This is a genomic window from Salinimicrobium sp. 3283s, from assembly GCF_039602225.1.
Lineage (GTDB): Bacteria > Bacteroidota > Bacteroidia > Flavobacteriales > Flavobacteriaceae > Salinimicrobium > Salinimicrobium profundisediminis.
In genome coordinates this window covers 1198494-1217698 of record NZ_CP143631.1, presented here as the reverse complement: position 1 = coordinate 1217698, position 19205 = coordinate 1198494, and the positions used below count along the sequence as shown (strand labels likewise).

Here is a 19205-nt window from a genome sequence, read left to right as displayed (position 1 = left end):
TGGGGGATTTTCTTTAATTTTACCAAAATATTAAATTTTCAGGTGGGAAGTAAGAATAAATTAAAGCGGTTTAGAGAAAACGAATCCTTTTCTAATGTGGTACAGCCCACACGGGAAGAGGTGGTAGATGGAGAATTTATCCTGAAAGGGAAGTGGAGCAGCGACTTCTTTAAAAACGATAAGCCTATAGTACTTGAACTGGGCTGCGGAAAAGGGGAATATAGCGTGGCTCTTGCTGAAGCCTATCCGGAGAAGAACTTTATTGGGATTGATATAAAAGGAGCCCGTTTTTGGCGGGGTGCGAAAACAGCCCTGGAAGAAGGACTTCAAAATGTGGCCTTTTTGAGAAGCCAGATAGAGCTGGTTGATTTGCTGTTTGCGGAAAATGAAGTAGATGAAATCTGGATTACTTTCCCCGATCCACAAATAAAATACAAGCGTACCAAGCATAGAATGACCAATTCCGAATTTCTTCAGAGATATAAGAAGATCCTGAAACCACAAGGCCTGGTCAACCTTAAAACAGATAGTGAATTTATGCACGGCTATACACTTGGTCTACTCCATGGCGAAGGTCATGAGGTGGTACAGGCCAACCACAACGTGTATAAAAACGAGTATTCTCCAAAAGAAGTTACCGGGATACAGACTTTTTATGAAAAACAGTATCTTGAGCAGGGAAAACCCATAACTTACGTACAGTTTAGGATAAAATAACCAGCATTGGAGGAAACTAAAATTTTCCTTATTACCTATTTTGCAGCGCTGCTGGGGGTAGTTCCCCCGGGACTTGTGAATATGAGTGTTGCCAAAACCTGTGTCAAAAGAGGTAAAAAGAACGGCATCTACATGGCTATTGGTGCATCTGTGATCGTTATGCTACAGGCGTTGATCGCGGTCATGCTGGCGCGCTATATCTTTGACAATGCCTATATTAACAATGTGCTCTTGCGGGCCGGGCTCGTGATCTTTTTGATCATGATGTTCTATTTTCTCGTAATGGCACAACGAAAAAAGAAAGAGGTAGAGGTTCATCCAACCTCCGGGCTAAGAAGTGTGCTAAAGGGAATGATGATAGGCGTACTAAATATTTTTCCCATTCCATTTTTTGTGGCACTTGCTGCTGCACTTAATGTAAATGGCGCTGTAGAATATCACCCGCTTAACAATACCGCATTTGTACTGGGAGCTTCTCTGGGTACGTTTACAACCCTTTACTTTTATGCGTTGTTTTTCACCAAGATAGAAGCTGAGGGGACTTTTTTTGTAAAATATTCCAACTACTTCATGGCAGCTCTTATGCTGGTCTTGCTGATCATTACCTTCATTAGGATCTATTTGCAGTAATGACAGAAACTTCCTTTTTTGAACGGGTGTATGAGGTGGTAAAACTTATTCCTGAAGGGCGGGTAACCAGCTATGGCGCTATCGCCGCTTTTTTAGGAGCAAAAGGCAGTGCGAGAATGGTGGGCTGGGCTATGAATAATGCTTCTAAAATGGAAGATATTCCGGCACATCGGGTGGTGAACAGAAATGGCCTGCTTACAGGGAAACATCATTTTCCCGGAACCCGGGTAATGCAGCAAATGCTCGAGGCTGAAGGAGTGCAGGTTATAAACGATAAAATCGTAAGATTTCAGGATTATTTCTGGGATCCTTCGGTAGAACTTCAGTAAAAATTTAAGCTATTTTTGTATTGATTTTATTGATCCTTAAAAATGGGTAATAACTTCGTTATCTTAGCTTTTCAGCTTATATTTGCATTTAGAATGAATCTACATAAGGTTCAGAAATTACAAGAAATACAGCATGAAACTTAATCGTAAGGATATATTAAATGCTCTTGAAACTATTTCTGTTTCAGGGGAAGGTAAAAATATGGTAGAGAGTGGTGCGGTTCAGAACATTATGACCTTTGGAGATGAGGTGGTGGTAGACCTGCTGCTTACTACTCCGGCGCTTCATATCAAAAAACGCGCAGAGGTTGATGTAATGAAAGCCATTCATGAACACGTTCATCAAAAAGCCAAGGTGAAGGTGAATATTAAGGTTCAGGCGCCCGAGAAGACAGAGATTAAAGGGAAGTCTATTCCCGGTATCAAAAATATTGTTGCGGTAGCTTCAGGGAAAGGTGGAGTAGGGAAGTCTACTGTCACTGCAAACCTTGCGGTGAGCCTGGCAAAAATGGGCTTTAAAGTAGGTCTTTTAGATGCCGATATTTATGGGCCGTCTATGCCTATGATGTTTGATGTGCAGACAGAAAAACCCCTTTCTGTGAATGTAGATGGGAAGTCAAAAATGAAACCTATTGAAAACCACGGGGTGAAAATGCTGTCTATTGGGTTCTTTACACAGCCAAATCAGGCGGTAATATGGAGAGGCCCTATGGCAGCGAAGGCGTTGAACCAGATGATCTTTGATGCAGCCTGGGGCGAACTCGACTTCCTGCTGGTAGATTTGCCTCCGGGAACAGGGGATATTCATCTTTCTATCATGCAATCACTTCCTTTAACCGGTGCCGTTGTGGTGAGTACGCCACAAAACGTAGCACTTGCCGATGCAAGGAAAGGAGTGGCGATGTTTCAGCAGGAGACCATCAATGTTCCTGTGTTGGGGATCATTGAGAATATGGCCTATTTTACTCCTGAAGAATTACCCGATAATAAATATTACATTTTTGGAAAGGAAGGAGCCAAACTTTTAGCCGAAGATTTGCAGGTGCCATTTTTGGGGCAGTTGCCTTTGGTGCAAAGCATAAGGGAAGCAGGAGATATTGGGCATCCGGCAGCATTGCAGGAGAATACCCCTTTATCTAAAGCTTTAGAGCTCCTTACACAAAATGTAGTGCAGGAAACGGTGAACCGCAATAGCAGTTTACCTCCTACCGAAGCAATAAAAATCACCACTATGGCGGGCTGTAGTGCAGTTAAAAAATAGTCATGACAAGCGAAGAAGTTAGATTGAACGTAGAGAGAGCCCTTGAAGAAATAAGGCCTTTCCTTAGGAATGACGGCGGAGATATCTCCCTTATCAGTATAGAAGATGACGACCGGCTGGTAAAGGTTCAGTTGCAGGGAGCCTGTGTGGGCTGTAGCGTAAACACGATGACTTTGAAATCGGGTGTTGAAATGACCATTAAGCGGTATGTACCTCAAATTGAAAAGGTGCTGAATATTGAAAAATAACATTTCCCCAATTCACAAAATAAGAAGTAATGATTAAAACTGATATGTTGATCATCGGTGCTGGGCCTACTGGTCTTTTCGCCGTATTTGAAGCAGGATTACTAAAATTAAAATGTCACCTCATAGACGCCCTGCCGCAACCGGGAGGACAATGTTCAGAGATCTACCCAAAAAAGCCTATTTATGATATTCCGGCCTTTCCCGAAGTACTGGCGGGAGATCTTGTAGATAATCTTATGGAGCAGATTCGCCCGTTTGAACCAGGTTTTACCCTGGGGGAAAGGGCAGAAACAATAGAGAAGCTGGATGACGGTTCTTTTATCGTTACCACCAGTGAAGGTACGCAACATCAGGCCCCTGTAGTAGTTATTGCTGGTGGTCTGGGAAGTTTCGAGCCACGAAAGCCTCCAATTCCTAATATTGCAAAGTATGAGAACAACGGGGTTGCCTATATGATCAAGGAACCCGAAGATTACCGCGACAAGCGTGTGGTAATTGCAGGAGGGGGAGACTCAGCTTTAGACTGGGCTATTTATCTTTCTGAAGTTGCTTCGGAAGTTTCTTTGGTTCACAGAAGAAATGAATTCCGCGGAGCTTTAGATTCAGTAGAGAAAGTTTCTGAACTCTCAAAAATAGGAAAAATCAACCTCATTACTGAAGCTGAAGTAGTTGGCTTGAAAGGGGAAGAAGCATTAGATTCAGTGGTAATCCGCCACAAAGGAGATGCTTCCGAAGAAGAGATCAAAGAAACTGATTATTTCATTCCGTTATTCGGACTTTCACCAAAACTTGGGCCCATTGCCAATTGGGGGCTCGAAATTGAAAAGAATGCAATCAAGGTTGATAACAGCTACGATTATCAAACCAATATTCCGGGGATTTATGCCATTGGAGACGTAAACACCTATCCCGGAAAACTAAAACTCATTTTGTGTGGCTTCCATGAAGCGGCCATTATGTGCCAGAGTGCTTATCAAAAAATATTTCCCGATAAGAAATACGTGATGAAATACACCACGGTGAGTGGGGTGAATGGATTTGACGGCAGTAAGAAAGAGGCCAAACGGGAAGTTGTAAAGAGTATAAATTAATTTTAACCGAAATTTAAAACCAAACCTCATAGGTTTTGGAAACCTGTGAGGTTTTATAATTGACAAATGTCAGATATTAAAATTACAATCATTGATCGCGAAGGAGAAGCGCACGTTGTCGATGCGCCTATAGATATGAACATGAACCTCATGGAGGTGATTCGTTCATACGAGCTCGCACCCGAAGGTACTGTAGGTATTTGTGGGGGAATGGCCATGTGTGCCTCCTGCCAGTGCTATATGCTGAACAAAGATCACCTGCTTCCCGAAAAGTCTTATGAAGAAGAGGAGATGCTGGACCAGGCTTTTTTTGTGCAGGAAAACAGCCGCTTAAGCTGTCAAATTCCCATGGAGAAAGAGCTCGATGGGCTGGAAGTAAAGATCGCGCCTTTTAACGCCGACTAGTTTGAAAAAAGGGTTCGGTTTTTGCCCTTTTTGAGAAGTAATACAATCGCAGGTACCATGATTTTAAATGTCATTGTTTTCTATTCACAAAAATCTAAAGATTATCTAAAGCTGGATGGGGTGATTGCGAAAAAGCCTGTGGAGTTGAAGAGCGAATGCTGTGAAAAATACAAAAAGGGCAAGCGTTGTAAACGCTGCCCCTGTTTTGATTTAGATATTTAAATTTGGAGTAGACCTCACAGGTTTTTAAAACCTGTGAGGTCTTTTTTTTACTGAAAAGCAGGAATTCCTGTAATATCTGCCCCTGTTATTAAGAGGTGAATGTCGTGTGTGCCTTCGTAGGTAATCACACTTTCCAGGTTCATGGAGTGACGCATAATGCTGTACTCCCCGGTAATTCCCATTCCTCCTAAAATCTGCCTGGCTTCCCTTGCGATATTGATAGCCATTTCTACGTTATTCCTTTTAGCCATAGAAATTTGTGCTGAGGTAGCTGTGCCTTCGTTCCTCATCACACCGAGTCTCCACGCAAGTAGTTGGGCTTTTGTGATCTCTGTGATCATCTCGGCCAGTTTCTTCTGTTGTAGCTGGAAACTCGCAATAGGCTTTCCAAACTGTTCGCGTTCCTTTGCGTATCGTAAAGCTGTATCATAACAATCCATCGCAGCCCCAATTGCACCCCAGGCAATCCCATAACGTGCAGAGTCAAGGCAGCCAAGAGGAGCACCCAGTCCGCTTTTTTCGGGCATCAGGTTTTCTTTAGGCACTTTTACATTGTTAAAGACCAGTTCCCCTGTGGCACTGGCGCGAAGCGACCACTTGTTATGAGTTTCGGGCGTTGTGAAACCTTCCATTCCGCGTTCTACAATGAGTCCGTAGATGCGGCCTTCCTCATTTTTTGCCCATACAACAGCGATATCAGCAAAAGGAGCGTTAGAGATCCACATTTTCGCACCATTAAGCAGGTAGTGATCTCCATTGTCTTTAAAGGTGGTGGTCATGCCGCTGGGGTTAGAACCGTGGTCGGGTTCGGTAAGCCCAAAACATCCCATCATTTCTCCCGAAGCTAGCTTTGGAAGATATTTCTTCTTTTGTTCTTCGGTCCCGTATTTAAAGATAGGATACATCACCAAAGAAGACTGTACAGAAGCTGTCGATCTTACGCCACTATCGCCTCTTTCTATCTCCTGCATGATTAATCCGTAGGAGATCTGGTCGAGACCTGCGCCGCCGTATTCTTCAGGAATATAAGGGCCAAAGGCTCCAATTTCGGCAAGGCCGTTAATTATCTGCTTCGGAAATTCGGCTTTTTGGGCGGCTTCTTCTATAATGGGAGAAACTTCGCGCTTTACCCATTCCCGGGCTGCATCACGTACCATTTTATGTTCATCACTAAGAAGGTCATCAAGATTATAATAATCGGGCGCCTGGAATTGGTCTGCTTTCATTGTTGGTAGTTTAAGTTTTTGTCTGGAATAGTAAATTTACATAGAAAGACCATAAAGACCTAACAGGTTTCAAAAACCTGTTAGGTCTAAAGCTTTAGATTCATGGAAAAAGATTGATTTCTATTTCCTTGACCCAAAAGGCTCATACCTTTACAGCTATAGTTCACGCGACCGTTCGACCCCTACGGGGTCGCATATGTCATGTTTGTATTTTTTCTATAAAGATTTGATTCCTTCGGAATCGAAACCTGGGTTATCAAAGGATTTAAAGAAACTACATCTTCAAATAAAAATCTTTTACCAGATCTATATATTCGGGAGTGTATTGGTGCCGGGCGGTTTCGATCACTAGCTCATCGACTTCTGGCTTACCTTCCAAAAATGACATTTCCAGCAGACTCCTTTTTACGGGAGAATCGGGAGTTCCTTTTACATGGGTTATTCGCTGCGGAAAAAGTCCGTGGTCAGCTGCCAGGTAGCGGAATTTTTCTTCTTCAGCATAAGGAATAATGACGCTGAAAATTCCCCTTTTTGAGAGGAGTAGGGAAACTCCTTCCAGCAGTTCGTCAAACGGAAGTGCTTCTGCAAATCTTGCCTGGTCGCGCTTTGCATCTCCTGAAGAATAATCGGCCGAATAAAATGGCGGATTTGAAATTATGAGTTCATACTTTTCCTCTTCTTCCATACCTTCTTCCTGCATCTCTTCCACAAACTCATCAAAAGCGGCGTGATAGCAAAAGAGCCTGTCGCCCCAGTCGCTGTTCTCAAAATTGTCAACTGCCTGCTCGTAGGCATCTTCATCAATTTCGAGGGCATCAATGAGTTCAGCATTACTGCGCTGTGCCAACATCAAAGCTATGACGCCGGTGCCGGTGCCAATATCCAGAATAGAAAACGGATTATGCTGTAAAGAAGCCCAGGCTCCCAGCAGCACCCCATCGGTACCGATTTTCATAGCGCACTTATCTTGTTCTACATTAAATTGTTTAAAAAGGAAGCTTTCCATTGCTGATTATTAATTGGTGACGCAAGATAAGCACCAAATTCCAAGCGCCAAATTCCAATTGGTAAATGAAGCGCTAAACATTAAATTCCAAAGAGAGGTATGTGGTAAATTTCAAACACCAAATTCTAAAAAGAAAAAAGTCGCGTTAAAGAACCGAATTTCCAAGGGAGAGGAATAAATTTAATTATGATTTCTTAATAATGGCAGATAATATTTTTCGCAGTTCCTCTGCTTCCCTGAAAATTTCCTCTATCTCTGAATCAATGGACGGGTTTGAGGCTTTTAAAAGTTTTAACCAATAAGCAGATTCTTTAGCTTCTTTTCTAGCAATTTTAAGTCGAAAAGAAAAATCTTTGTCCCCCAGTTTCTCATTAGCCTCGATGTAATTCGCACCTACAGATCCCGACGATCTTATAAGTTGCTTTCCGTCTTCAATATTTGAAATTGTTTTTGGAAGCTTTGAAACCAATAATCTGCATTGTCTTGCAAATTCAAAAGTTCTTTCTTCCAGGTTATAAGGTTTCATACTTAAAGTGAGCAAAAAATGCTTTTTTAGAACCTTATGTTTTGCTTCGGATTGAATTTAAATTTTATTTTCTTTTGGATTTGATGCCTGGTATTCGAAATTTGAAAATTTTCAAAAGTTGAAATTTGGTGCTTCAAATTTCCCAAAAATTGGAATTTGGAATTTGGTGCTTGGGTATTGATTATAGATATAAATCAATAAGTCCCTCGGGCGTCTTAACGTAGATGGTTTTGTTTTTCTTATCCATCTTAACCAGGAATTGGTCGTTCATGGGGATGAGGATCTGTTTGCCGTCTTTTTCTATTTCAAAAAGGGCCTGGGTGGTGGTGTCATTGACTCCGGTGAGGGTGCCAACTGTGCCGTAAATCTCATCTTCTACGGTAAAACCGATTATTTCATGAAAATAGAATTGATCATCATCTAATTCGGGCAGAAGGTTTAGTGGCAGATAGAGGTCGCATTTCATAAGATCTTCTGCGTCCTCTTCAGAATCTACTTCTTCAAATTTTACACGTAAGAGGTTGCTTTTTTGCAGCGAACTTCTTTCAATAAAAAATGGAACCAGATTGTTGTCATATTCGACAAAAACTGATTCCATTTCTAAATAACTTTCGGGTTCATCGGTATCGAGTTTGATCAATACCTCTCCCTTAAAACTGAATTTACTAACGATCCTGCCAAGATAGAAACACTCTTCTTTTGTCATAACTCGTTAGAGAAAAAATTAAGAACCTGCCTGGTCCTGTTTTTCTTCAGCATTCGCTTCAGCAGCAGTAGCATCGTCTACTTCATTTGCAGCAGCAGCTTCCTGGTCTTCGGTGTTCTCCTCAACTTCAGGTTGTGCAGCGGCAGCAGCTTCGGCTTCGCGCTTGGCGTTAACTTCTTTTTCAGCCTCAAGAGCTTTAGCTTTAGCAGCTTCCTGCTCTTTGCTCAGGTTCTCTTTTTTAGCTTCAACTTTTCCTTCTTTTTCCGATACCCATGCGTTGAATTTCTCCTCTGCTTGTTCTTCGGTCAAAGCACCTTTTCTTACACCACCGGCAAGGTGATTCTTAAGAAGGATTCCTTTGTAAGAAAGGATAGCCCTTGCAGTATCTGTTGGCTGTGCACCATTCTGTAACCATTTTACAGAACTGTCAACATCAATGTCAATAGTTGCAGGGTTAGTAGTTGGATTGTAGATTCCCAATTTTTCAAGGAATTTACCATCTCTTTTTGCGCGTGAATCCGCAGCAACGATCCAGAAAAAAGGTTTTCCTTTTTTACCGTGTCTTTGTAATCTAATCTTTACAGGCATAAAAATTAATTTGTGGGGTTCCCGACCCCGGTTATTAATGAGGGGGCAAAGATACTATTATTTTTTATTGTATATGAGGTGGTTAGGAAAAAATATATTTCATGTTCTATGCCCTGTAAAAAAAGGTATTTTTCTACAAAGTTAACGAGTGCTAAACCCTGTTAAACATTAGGTTGCGTTAATTTTTGTGTCTTATCTTAGGAGAGAAAGAAAAGTTGCTAACCCAAAAAATGAAGATGAAAATGAACACGACAAAAGACCTGGCGTCAAAACTCAATGAGCTGCTGGAAAAGAATTATGATTCTGAAAAAGGATTTCAAAAAGCGGCAGAAGACGTAAAGAACCAACGGCTGAAAGATTTTTTTGAAGCCAAAGCAAAAGAGCGATATGATTTTGGGCATGAGTTAAAAACCGAAATCAAGAACCTGGGAGAGTCTCCCGATAAAGGAACCAGTGTTAGCGGTAAAGCCCACCACGCCTGGATGGATTTAAAAGCAGCCTTTTCTTCAGACAATGAAGAGGCGATACTTGAAGAAACCGTGCGGGGAGAAAAAGTGGCTGTAGAAGATTACAATAAGATCATTAAAGAAGACGGTTTTGCACCTTCTACGGCAAACCTGCTTATTAAACAGCGCAATGCTATAGAGCGCACTTTCAAACAGGTGAAAGACCTGGAGGAAACTTTTGATTAGTAAATTTTAGAATGTGAATATAAAGCCCGGGCCAGTCCCGGGCTTTTTTTATGTGTCAAAAATGCCTTTTTTGGCACACCTCTTTCGTTAATAAATCCTGAAAACTTATCCTGAGAATACGTTCTTTTATATTTACTTTTACCAATTCGAAATTTGCTTCAAACGCTTTGGTTGGTGCTAATAATCAGTCTAAAAGCCTCTAAAATATTATTTTATGTACCTTATTTTTGATACTGAAACCACGGGTCTTCCCAAGCGTTGGGATGCTCCTCTTACCGATAGTGATAACTGGCCGCGCTGTATACAAATCGCCTGGCAGTTACACGATGATATGGGGCGGGTAGTTGAGCATCAGGATTATTTGGTGCAGCCCGAAGGATTTAATATTCCCTATGATGCCGAAAAGGTGCACGGGATTTCTACCGAGTTAGCTTTAGAACAGGGGGTGAGCCTGCAGGAAGTGCTAGAGAAGTTCAATATTGCACTTTCCCGCTCAAAATTTGTAGTGGGGCAAAATGTAGGTTTTGATGTGAATATTATGGGAGCCGAATTTCACCGGCTTCAAATGGAAAACACCTTGCAGCACCTGCCGGTGCTGGATACCTGTACCGAAATAACTGCACAGTTGTGTTGTATTCCCGGTGGTAGGGGAGGGAAGTTTAAGCTCCCTACGTTGACTGAGCTGCATGAATTCCTTTTTCATGAGCCCTTTGCTGAAGCCCATAATGCGACTGCCGATGTGGAAGCAACTACGCGTTGTTTTCTTGAACTTATCAGGAAGAGGATCTTTACTTCGGAAGAACTGGATGTAAAACCCGATTATTTCGAGAATTTTTCAGAAGTAAATCCGCAGCCCATTGAGCTAATCGGTTTAAAACACATCAACCTAAAGAAGGCTTCCGAAGAGATCAGGAAAAGGCTTCAGAATAAAGAAGGGACTGAAATTTCTTCCGCAGAAATAGAGGAAAACCTTGAAAAGCTTGATGAAGTTGCGTTTTCTCACCTTCATAACCACAGCCAGTTCTCCATTTTGCAGTCTACCATTAGCATTAAAGATCTTGTGAACGCCGCGGCAAAGCAAAATATGCCGGCCGTAGCGCTGACAGATCACGCTAATATGATGGGGGCTTTTCACTTTGTAAAAGAAGTTGGTATTTATAACAAGGGCGTAAAGGCTAAAAATGCAGCCGCCGCCGAAAATAATGAGCCTGCCACAGCCCGGGAGCTTAAAGCGATTGTGGGTTGTGAATTCTTTGTGTGTGAAAATCGCAAAGACAAGAGCCGAAAAGATAATGGTTACCAGGTAGTACTACTGGCAAAAAATAAAAAAGGGTATCACAACCTCGCGAAGATGTCTTCTATGGCTTATACCGAAGGTTTTTACTACGTGCCGCGGATTGACAGGGAGGTGATACAGCAGTATAAGGAGGATATCATTGTTCTTACCGGAAACCTCTACGGGGAAGTTCCCGGGAAAATCCTGAATGTTGGTGAAAATCAGGCAGAAGAAGCGCTGCTTTGGTGGAAAGAACAATTTGGAGATGACCTGTATGTAGAGTTAATGCGCCATAATCAGGAAGATGAGAACAGGGTGAATCCTGTTTTAGTGGAGCTGGCTAAGAAACATGAGGTGAAGCTGGTGGCAACCAATAACACTTATTACTGTGAACAGGAGGATGCCAATGCGCATGATATTTTATTGTGTGTAAAGGATGGTGAAAAACAGGCTACGCCAATTGGCCGTGGCCGCGGTTATCGCTATGGGCTTCCCAATAATGAATACTACTTTAAGAGCGGCGATGAAATGAAGTCGCTGTTCAAAGACCTGCCGGAAGCAATTTCAAATGTTCAGGAAGTTGTAGATAAGATTGAACCTTATGAGCTGGCACGGGATGTTTTATTGCCTGCCTTTACTATTCCTGAAGAATTTGTAGTGGCTGAAGATGCCGTTGATGGAGGGAAGAGAGGTGAAAACGCTTATTTAAAGCACATTACTTTTGTTGGGGCAGAGAAGCGATATGGTGAAATTACCCCGGCAATTAAGGAGCGGCTCGATTTTGAGCTTTCGGTAATTGAAAATACCGGTTACCCGGGCTACTTCCTTATCGTGGAAGACTTTATTAGGGAAGCACGCAACATGGATGTTTCGGTGGGACCGGGACGGGGATCGGCGGCAGGTAGTGCGGTGGCCTACTGCCTTGGAATTACCAATATCGACCCTATCAAGTACGATCTGCTTTTCGAGAGATTCTTAAATCCCGATCGTGTGAGTATGCCCGATATTGATATTGATTTTGATGATGAGGGTCGAAGCAGGGTTATGGATTACGTGATCAAGAAATACGGCGCCAACCAGGTGGCGCAGATCATTACTTATGGTACCATGGCTGCGAAATCTTCTATTCGGGATACCGCGCGGGTACTTGACCTGCCTTTAAATGAAGCCGACAGGATTGCCAAGCTGATTCCCAACACCAAGCTCGCCAAGATCTTCGGAATGGACGAAAAGACCATTAGGAGTAGCTTTAGGAGTGAAGAGGTAGATAAGGTGAATGAGCTTCTTAATATTGCTGAAGGAGATGACCTTGAGGCTCAAACAGTTAACCAGGCGAGGATTCTGGAAGGATCTGTTAGAAATACCGGGATCCATGCCTGCGGGGTGATCATTACACCAAGTGATATTACCAACTTTGTGCCGGTTGCGGTTGCTAAAGATTCAGATCTTTATGTTACCCAATTTGATAACTCGGTTGTGGAAAGTGCCGGACTCCTAAAAATGGATTTCCTGGGGCTTAAAACCTTGACGCTTATTAAGGACACTGTGAAGATCGTAAAGGGCAGACATGATATTGACCTTGACCCCGATAGTTTTCCGCTGGACGATGAGAAGACTTATGAGTTATTCCAACGTGGGGAAACGGTAGGGATTTTCCAGTATGAATCTCCCGGGATGCAAAAGCACATGAAAGACCTTAAGCCAACGGTCTTTGATGACCTTATCGCGATGAACGCTCTTTACCGGCCGGGGCCAATGGAATATATTCCAAGTTTCATTGCACGTAAACACGGGGATGAGGAAATCGTTTATGATTTGCCGGCGATGGAGGAATATCTCAAAGAAACCTACGGAATTACGGTATACCAGGAGCAGGTGATGTTGCTGTCGCAAAAGCTCGCCAGCTTTACCAAAGGTGAAGCCGATGTTTTGCGGAAGGCGATGGGTAAAAAGATATTTTCGCTGCTGGAAGAATTGAAGCCAAAATTCCTTGATGGGGGAGAAAAGAACGGGCATCCGCGGGAAGTGCTTGAGAAAGTCTGGAAAGACTGGGAGGCTTTTGCGTCTTATGCCTTCAATAAATCCCACTCTACCTGTTATGCCTGGATTGCCTATCAAACCGCTTATCTAAAAGCTCATTATCCTGCGGAATACATGGCGGCGGTACTTTCCAATAATATGAATGACATTAAGCAGGTGACGTTCTTTATGGAAGAATGTAAGCGAATGAAGTTAAACGTACTTGGGCCTGATGTTAATGAATCCTACTATAAGTTCTCGGTTAACAGGGAAAACGCTGTTCGCTTTGGAATGGGAGCTATTAAAGGAGTGGGAGCAGGAGCTGTGGCTACCATAGTTGAAAACAGGAAAGATAAAGGTCCTTACAGGTCCATTTTTGATATGGCGAAAAGGATCGACCTTAGAGCTGCAAATAAGAAGGCTTTTGAAAATCTCGCTTTAGCCGGTGGTTTTGACAGCTTTGGCGATACGCACAGGGCCCAGTACTTCCATGATGAGGGCGACGGCATTACTTTTTTGGAAAAGGTAGTGAAGTATGCAGCCAAATATCAGGAGAATGAAAATTCGGCACAGGTGAGCCTTTTTGGTGATACCAGTGAAGTGCAAATCCCGGAGCCGGTGGTGCCTCCCTGCGAAGAATGGGGTACTATGGGAAAACTGAAGCGGGAGCGAGAAGTGGTGGGGATCTATATATCCGGGCATCCGCTAGATGATTTTAAGACCGAATTAAAGTACTTCTGTAACGCCGTTTTAGCCGATTTTCAAAACCTGGAAGAAGCCGTTAATAAAGAACTCACTTTTGGAGGGGTAATTAGTGATGTACAGCATAGAGTGAATAAACAGGGGCAGGGCTGGGCCAGTTTTATCGTAGAAGATTATTCAGATTCGTACGAGTTTAGAATGTTCAAGGAAGAGTACCTCAAGTACCGCCATTTCCTGGTGCCCAACTATTTTATTCACGCGAAGATCTTTATTAGAGAGGGTTATCCTAACAGGGAAACAGGTAGAAAAGGAGAGCCAAGGTTGCAGTTCAACAACATTCAGTTGCTGCACGATGTAATGGAGAATTACGCTAAGAAACTCACTATTCAACTGAATATAGATGAACTTCAGGAGGATAAGATTGATGCTCTTTTTGATATTTTCAGAAATCACAGCGGGGAGAACCGGCTTAATTTTGTGGTGTATGAAATGAAGGAAAGAATTAAGTTGCACATGCCAAGCCGTAAGCAGAAAGTTAGGATTTCCCAGGAACTATTAAACGCACTGGAAGAACAACAGGTATTGTATAAGCTGAATTAAAAAACTCTCCAAAAATGCCATTTTTGGAGAGTTTTTTAAATATTTCATTCCCGACAAATTTTCTTCATCGGGTAAAACTTCAGTCGTGCTTCAGGCTATTTCTGTAGTTCCAGATATACCAGGTAAAGTGCAAAAACAGCTGTAACAAGAATGAAAGTGAGTATAGTTCCGATGATAATTTTCTGAACAAATGAAAAACCTTCAGTTTGTTCTTTCCAGAGGTGAGAGAGTGCAGACATGGCAATGTTTTTTAGGGTAAAGTTATACGAATAAACGCTGATTTTTAATTACTTAGATATTAAAGATAACGAAATCTTAAATGCTAATTATTGATATTTCAGATAAAACGTTTAATATCTAAATTACCAGATGAAGGGTTAAACTGGTGAAAATAACGAAAGGTTTTTCTTACATTTTTGAGGAGTGAAAAGGCCTTTTATAGGAGGTGACAATGAGCAGATAGGTAAATCTGATTTTCTTAAGGTATTGAGTCCTTATAATTTTACCTATTTTTGTCTGTAGTAGAACAATGAACTAAAACGAGAAATATGGCTTTAGAAATAACTGACGCTACTTTTGAAGAGAAAGTACTAAAAAGCGACAAACCTGTAATGGTAGATTTTTGGGCAGCATGGTGCGGCCCTTGTAGAATGGTAGGTCCTATCATTGATGATATTAGTAAAGAATATGAAGGGAAAGCAGTAGTTGGAAAGCTTGACGTAGATGCAAACCAGGAATTTGCTGCAAAATACGGTGTGAGAAACATTCCTACTGTATTGATCTTTAAAGATGGTGAAGTAGTGGGAAGACAGGTAGGAGTTGCTCCTAAGAATACTTATGCCGAAGCGCTGGATCAACTGCTATAGTAGATCACAAGTTTAGATATAAAGAGATCCGGGGGGTTCCCCGGATTTTTTTATGCCTTATAATTTGTACCTTGGATAGAAATTTTCAGAAATGCAGTTAGAGCAGGAGATTCACCATTCCGGAAAATTTGTTAACCTGGAGTTACTGGCCAGGCAGGTTGTGGAAGGATTTATTTCGGGGCTTCACAAAAGTCCTTTTCACGGGTATTCTTCAGAATTTGCAGAGCATAAGGTTTATAACCCCGGCGAGAGTACCAGGCATATAGACTGGAAGCTTTTTGCAAAGACCGATAAGCTCTTTACCAGGCGATATGAGGAAGAAACCAATCTACGGTGCCATTTGATACTGGATAACTCTGCTTCCATGCATTTTCCGGAGAAAAGGGATCAAAGCCTTTCTAACCTCAATAAAATAGGTTTTTCTGTTTTAGCATCGGCATGTCTAATGCAAATACTCAAAAAGCAGCGGGACTCTGTAGGCCTTAGTATATACAGCGATGCATATGAATATTACGCACCCGAAAAAGGAGGCGACAGGCATCGCCGTATGCTGCTACATGTGCTTGAAGAGACCCTAAGCCGCCCCGTGGGCAATAAGAGTACAGCTACGTACACCTATTTGCATCAAATAGCCGAAAAAATGAAGAGGCGGTCGCTCATCTTCTTCTTTTCTGATATGTTCCAGGAAGAAGTGGAGGAGGAGAAGCTTTTTGAAGCGCTAAGGCATTTAAAATACAACAAGCATGAACTGGTTTTGTTTCATGTTCTGGACAGGGAAAAGGAGTTCAGTTTTAATTTTGGAGAAGAGCCTCATCGCTTCACAGATGTTGAATCGGGCGAGAAAATAGACCTTTATGCTGATAATGTGAGAGATAGCTATTTGCAGGAGGTGAACACCTATTTTAGCAGACTTAAGCTGAAGTGTGCGCAGTATGGAATTAAATACGTACAGGCCGATACTAATGAAAATTTTGAAAAAATTTTACTTACGTATTTAGTTGAACGTCAGAAGTTTGTTTAGGGGAGTAAAAAATACTTTCAAAATATTTTAAAAAACGTTTGTAGAACTGAAAATGTGCTGTATATTTGCACTCGCAATAAAGCAACGGTCTGGTAGTTCAGTTGGTTAGAATACCTGCCTGTCACGCAGGGGGTCGCGAGTTCGAGTCTCGTCCAGACCGCAAATTGCAAAGAAGCTCCTCAATTTGGGGAGCTTTTTTTGGCAATAAAGAGTAGTTGTGTTGTTTGTGGTAAGTCTTTGACTTACCTGGGTTTAGAAGTAAACCAATGAGAAGCTTTTCCCTTTGAGGGAAGGGCTTTTTTGTTTTATGGCACTTTGCGAATTTTGTAGTGGATGCTCAATCCATGTTAAAGGAATTATAAGGTTGGTTTTTTAGCTTTTAATATTGTTCCTAAGACTTATCTTTAAATTCTATTACAGAATTTTCTTAAAAAGAGAGGTTTAACTCAAAACGCCTTTTTTGGGCGCCTTATAAACACGACAAAAGATGCAAAGCAATGATGAGCCCGAAATAGGTGGTTCGGGAGGAATGGGCGTGGAGTTCAGGCAGCTGCTTGATGACTCCCCCGTTGCTAATTATTTATGTGATGCACAAGGTAAGCTCACCTATTTCAATAAAGCAGCCGTAAAGTTGTGGGGAAGAACTCCCACCCTGGGCAAAGAGTACTGGTGTGGTTCCTGGAAAATGTTTTATCCCGATGGTAAACCTATGCCTTTGGAAGAAATACCGATTGCAAAGGTTCTAAAAAAAGGATGCCGGGAGGAGAGTAGTGAGATTAGAATTGAATGTCCCGATGGTTCTTCAAAATTCTTACTGGTTTTTCCCAGGCCTATCTTCGGAAAAGAAGGCGGGTTGCAGGGGGTGCACAGTACACTGGTAGATATTACCGATCAAAAGCGGGATCATATCAAAAAAGAGACCCTTTCGGCCATAGTGCAATCTTCAGATGATGCTATAGTGAGTAAAAATTTACAGGGCATCATAGCAAGCTGGAACAGGGGGGCACAGGAAATATTTGGATATACCGAAGAAGAAGTTGTGGGCCGGTCTATTACCCTTTTAATTCCGGAGGATCGGCTTAATGAAGAAGATGTCATTCTGGACAAGATCAAGAGAGGGATAAAAATTGACCATTTTGAAACTATCCGGAAACACAAATCCGGGAGAGAGATTCCCGTCTCTATTACCGTTTCCCCTGTAAAAGATTCCGGAGGAAATATAGTTGGGGCCTCAAAAGTTGCCCGTGATATTACTGCCCGCATTGAATCACAGGCGGCCATGAAAAAATATATACGGAATCTGGAGACTCTAAATACAGTCGGGAAAAGTATTTCAGAAAATCTTAATGTTGAAGGAATCCTTCAGCGGGTAACCGATGCCACAACCAGTCTCACCGGGGCTGCATTTGGTGCCTTTTTCTATAATAACAGTGACGATAAAGGAAACACCTTCCAATTATTTACCCTTTCGAGTGCGCCAAGGGAGATCTTTGACCATATGGCTATGCCGCGTCATACAGATTTGTTCCTGCCTACCTTTAGAGACCGGAAAGTGGTGCGGATAGATGATGTAACCAAACACGGCGATTTTGGCAAGAATGCGCCTTATAATGGAATGCCAAAAGGGCATTTTTCAGTGGTGAGTTACCTGGCTATCCCGGTAATTTCAAAAAACGGAAATGTAATTGGCGGATTGTTATACGGGCATCCGGAGGCCGGGAAGTTCACCGCCGAGCATGAATTGCTTGTGATCAATATCGCTGCCCAGGCAGCCGTCTCTCTTGATAACTCCAAGCTCTTTGAGCAGGTGAAATCATTAAGTGAGAAAAAAGATGAATTTATAGCCCTGGCGAGTCATGAGTTAAAGACTCCGCTTACCACCATAAAAGGGTATTTACAGGTGCTGTCAAAAAAGAAAGCCGATAAAGTTTCTCAGCTATTTCTTGATAAATCCCTGTGCCAGGTTGATAAACTAAATACGCTTGTAGAAGACCTACTAAATATGTCAAGAATAGAATCGGGGCAGCTCAATTTTAATCTCGAGGTTTTTGATGTTAGGGAAATGCTGAAGGAAATTGTGGAGACCTTCTCTTATTCTTCGCAGTCTCACCGGGTCACCGGAACATTGTGGAATGATTCAGTCATTATTGAAGGGGACAAACAAAGAATAGAACAGGCAATCCTTAACCTGATGACCAATGCCATTAAATACTCCCCGAAAGCTGACGAGATCTTTGTAGATCTCGAGGTAGTTGGAGAAAATATGGTGGTGAAGGTGAGAGATATGGGCATAGGCTTAACCGAGGAGCAGCGAAGGCAGTTGTTTACCAGGTTTTATCGGGCCGAAGACACTCAAGGTATAAGTGGGCTGGGGCTTGGCTTGTACCTTACCAAACAGATCATAGACAGGCATGGAGGTAGTATTGAAGTGGCTAGTGAATATGGGATGGGATCTGAATTCTCTCTAATTCTGCCACTGGCAGTTCAAAAGTTGAAAAAAGTAAAAGCTATATAAGGAGTTTTAATTATTCCTGATTAAAAAAATGTTGTGATGAAAGAGATATTTATTGTAGAAGATGACGACGGAATTAGGGAATTATTAGAATTTCTTCTGGAAAGTCAGCAGTATGTAGTGAAGACATTTCCTACTGCCCGGGCTTTTCATAAAACCGTTCCCGAAAAAGTACCCGATCTATTCCTCCTTGATATTATGTTGCCCGATGGCAACGGTGTAGATCTTTGCCGGGAGTTGAAAAAAGGTGATGAGACTAAAAGAATTCCTGTAGTTCTCATGTCTGCCCATGCAGATATTAGCAGGACCGAAGGTGCAGATGATTTTATTGCCAAACCTTTTGATGTGGATGAACTACTCCAAAGGATCGAGAAACAATTTGCATAGCAGTAAATTCAGTGGCTTGTGGTCCTTTTTCTTGGTCTTAAAAGGGGATGGGGATAAGTAGGCAATTTGCTCCACTTGTTTATTAAGCGATTCCTGCTGTTTTTTCTGAAACATTAAGGATTGTAAATATTCCAATTATATCTGGTAGAAGAAATGAAGTTTTCTAAAATGTCTT

At 42.0% G+C, this 19205-nt stretch carries 19 protein-coding genes and 1 tRNA gene; 14 read left to right on the top strand and 6 right to left on the bottom strand.

All coding sequences use genetic code 11. The features are described from left to right. The first annotated feature begins 42 nt into the window (after positions 1–42). The 7 genes from trmB (at position 43) to VS868_RS05320 (ending at position 4681) form a co-directional block, all read left to right on the top strand. Positions 43–717, top strand: a complete 675-nt coding sequence (gene trmB, locus VS868_RS05350; RefSeq protein ID WP_266068354.1) for a tRNA (guanosine(46)-N7)-methyltransferase TrmB — start codon at positions 43–45, stop codon at positions 715–717. 6 nt (positions 718–723) lie between these two features. Next, complete coding sequence (locus VS868_RS05345; RefSeq protein WP_266068355.1) at positions 724–1347, top strand: LysE family transporter; 624 nt, start codon at positions 724–726, stop codon at positions 1345–1347. Next, on the top strand, positions 1347–1676 hold the full coding sequence (locus VS868_RS05340; protein WP_266068356.1) for an MGMT family protein: 330 nt from the start codon (positions 1347–1349) through the stop codon (positions 1674–1676). Before VS868_RS05345 ends, VS868_RS05340 begins: the two co-directional genes overlap by 1 nt. 133 nt (positions 1677–1809) lie before the next feature. After that, positions 1810–2937: an Mrp/NBP35 family ATP-binding protein gene (locus VS868_RS05335; protein WP_266068357.1), complete on the top strand. Its 1128-nt coding sequence runs from the start codon at positions 1810–1812 to the stop codon at positions 2935–2937. Between the two features lie 2 nt (positions 2938–2939). Further along, positions 2940–3185, top strand: a complete 246-nt coding sequence (locus VS868_RS05330) for a NifU family protein (RefSeq protein WP_228916004.1) — start codon at positions 2940–2942, stop codon at positions 3183–3185. Positions 3186–3214: 29 nt separating this feature from the next. Next, positions 3215–4276: an NAD(P)/FAD-dependent oxidoreductase gene (locus VS868_RS05325; protein ID WP_345599435.1), complete on the top strand. Its 1062-nt coding sequence runs from the start codon at positions 3215–3217 to the stop codon at positions 4274–4276. A gap of 66 nt (positions 4277–4342) precedes the next feature. Further along, complete coding sequence (locus VS868_RS05320; RefSeq protein ID WP_345599434.1) at positions 4343–4681, top strand: 2Fe-2S iron-sulfur cluster-binding protein; 339 nt, start codon at positions 4343–4345, stop codon at positions 4679–4681. 269 nt (positions 4682–4950) lie between these two features. Here VS868_RS05320 and VS868_RS05315 read toward each other — a convergent pair whose 3' ends face one another. The 5 genes from VS868_RS05315 to VS868_RS05295 form a co-directional block, all read right to left on the bottom strand. Continuing rightward, positions 4951–6129: an acyl-CoA dehydrogenase family protein gene (locus VS868_RS05315; RefSeq protein ID WP_345599432.1), complete on the bottom strand. Its 1179-nt coding sequence runs from the start codon at positions 6127–6129 to the stop codon at positions 4951–4953. 274 nt (positions 6130–6403) lie between these two features. Continuing rightward, on the bottom strand, positions 6404–7135 hold the full coding sequence (locus tag VS868_RS05310; RefSeq protein ID WP_345599431.1) for a methyltransferase: 732 nt from the start codon (positions 7133–7135) through the stop codon (positions 6404–6406). Positions 7136–7319: 184 nt separating this feature from the next. Beyond that, positions 7320–7661, bottom strand: a complete 342-nt coding sequence (locus VS868_RS05305; protein ID WP_345599430.1) for a four helix bundle protein — start codon at positions 7659–7661, stop codon at positions 7320–7322. Positions 7662–7842: 181 nt separating this feature from the next. Then, on the bottom strand, positions 7843–8367 hold the full coding sequence (gene rimM, locus VS868_RS05300; RefSeq protein WP_345599429.1) for a ribosome maturation factor RimM: 525 nt from the start codon (positions 8365–8367) through the stop codon (positions 7843–7845). Between the two features lie 18 nt (positions 8368–8385). After that, on the bottom strand, positions 8386–8955 hold the full coding sequence (locus VS868_RS05295) for a 30S ribosomal protein S16 (protein WP_266068366.1): 570 nt from the start codon (positions 8953–8955) through the stop codon (positions 8386–8388). Between the two features lie 242 nt (positions 8956–9197). On the opposite strand from VS868_RS05295, the gene VS868_RS05290 reads away from it, so the two are divergent. Both VS868_RS05290 and dnaE read left to right on the top strand, forming a co-directional pair. After that, on the top strand, positions 9198–9647 hold the full coding sequence (locus tag VS868_RS05290; RefSeq protein WP_345599428.1) for a PA2169 family four-helix-bundle protein: 450 nt from the start codon (positions 9198–9200) through the stop codon (positions 9645–9647). A 214-nt stretch (positions 9648–9861) separates the two neighbouring features. Further along, positions 9862–14244: a DNA polymerase III subunit alpha gene (gene dnaE / locus VS868_RS05285; protein WP_345599427.1), complete on the top strand. Its 4383-nt coding sequence runs from the start codon at positions 9862–9864 to the stop codon at positions 14242–14244. A 95-nt stretch (positions 14245–14339) separates the two neighbouring features. Here the strand turns inward: dnaE and VS868_RS05280 are convergent, their stop codons facing one another. Then, a complete protein-coding gene (locus VS868_RS05280; protein ID WP_266068368.1) occupies positions 14340–14483 on the bottom strand; it encodes a hypothetical protein in 144 nt (47 codons plus the stop codon). A 309-nt stretch (positions 14484–14792) separates the two neighbouring features. Here VS868_RS05280 and trxA point away from each other — a divergent pair, with 309 nt between their 5' ends. From trxA to VS868_RS05255, 5 genes are all read left to right on the top strand, one after another. Next, positions 14793–15110 carry a thioredoxin gene (gene trxA / locus VS868_RS05275; protein WP_266068369.1) on the top strand — a complete coding sequence of 106 codons (318 nt, stop codon included), beginning with the start codon at positions 14793–14795 and terminating at the stop codon, positions 15108–15110. 91 nt (positions 15111–15201) lie between these two features. Continuing rightward, on the top strand, positions 15202–16131 hold the full coding sequence (locus VS868_RS05270) for a DUF58 domain-containing protein (RefSeq protein ID WP_345599425.1): 930 nt from the start codon (positions 15202–15204) through the stop codon (positions 16129–16131). 86 nt (positions 16132–16217) lie between these two features. Continuing rightward, a tRNA-Asp gene (locus VS868_RS05265) sits at positions 16218–16291 on the top strand. 327 nt (positions 16292–16618) lie between these two features. Continuing rightward, the gene (locus tag VS868_RS05260; protein WP_345599424.1) at positions 16619–18646 is read left to right on the top strand and encodes a PAS domain S-box protein; all 2028 of its coding nucleotides are present in this window, start codon (positions 16619–16621) and stop codon (positions 18644–18646) included. 36 nt (positions 18647–18682) lie between these two features. Further along, the gene (locus tag VS868_RS05255; protein ID WP_266068372.1) at positions 18683–19030 is read left to right on the top strand and encodes a response regulator; all 348 of its coding nucleotides are present in this window, start codon (positions 18683–18685) and stop codon (positions 19028–19030) included. Positions 19031–19205 lie beyond the last annotated feature (175 nt).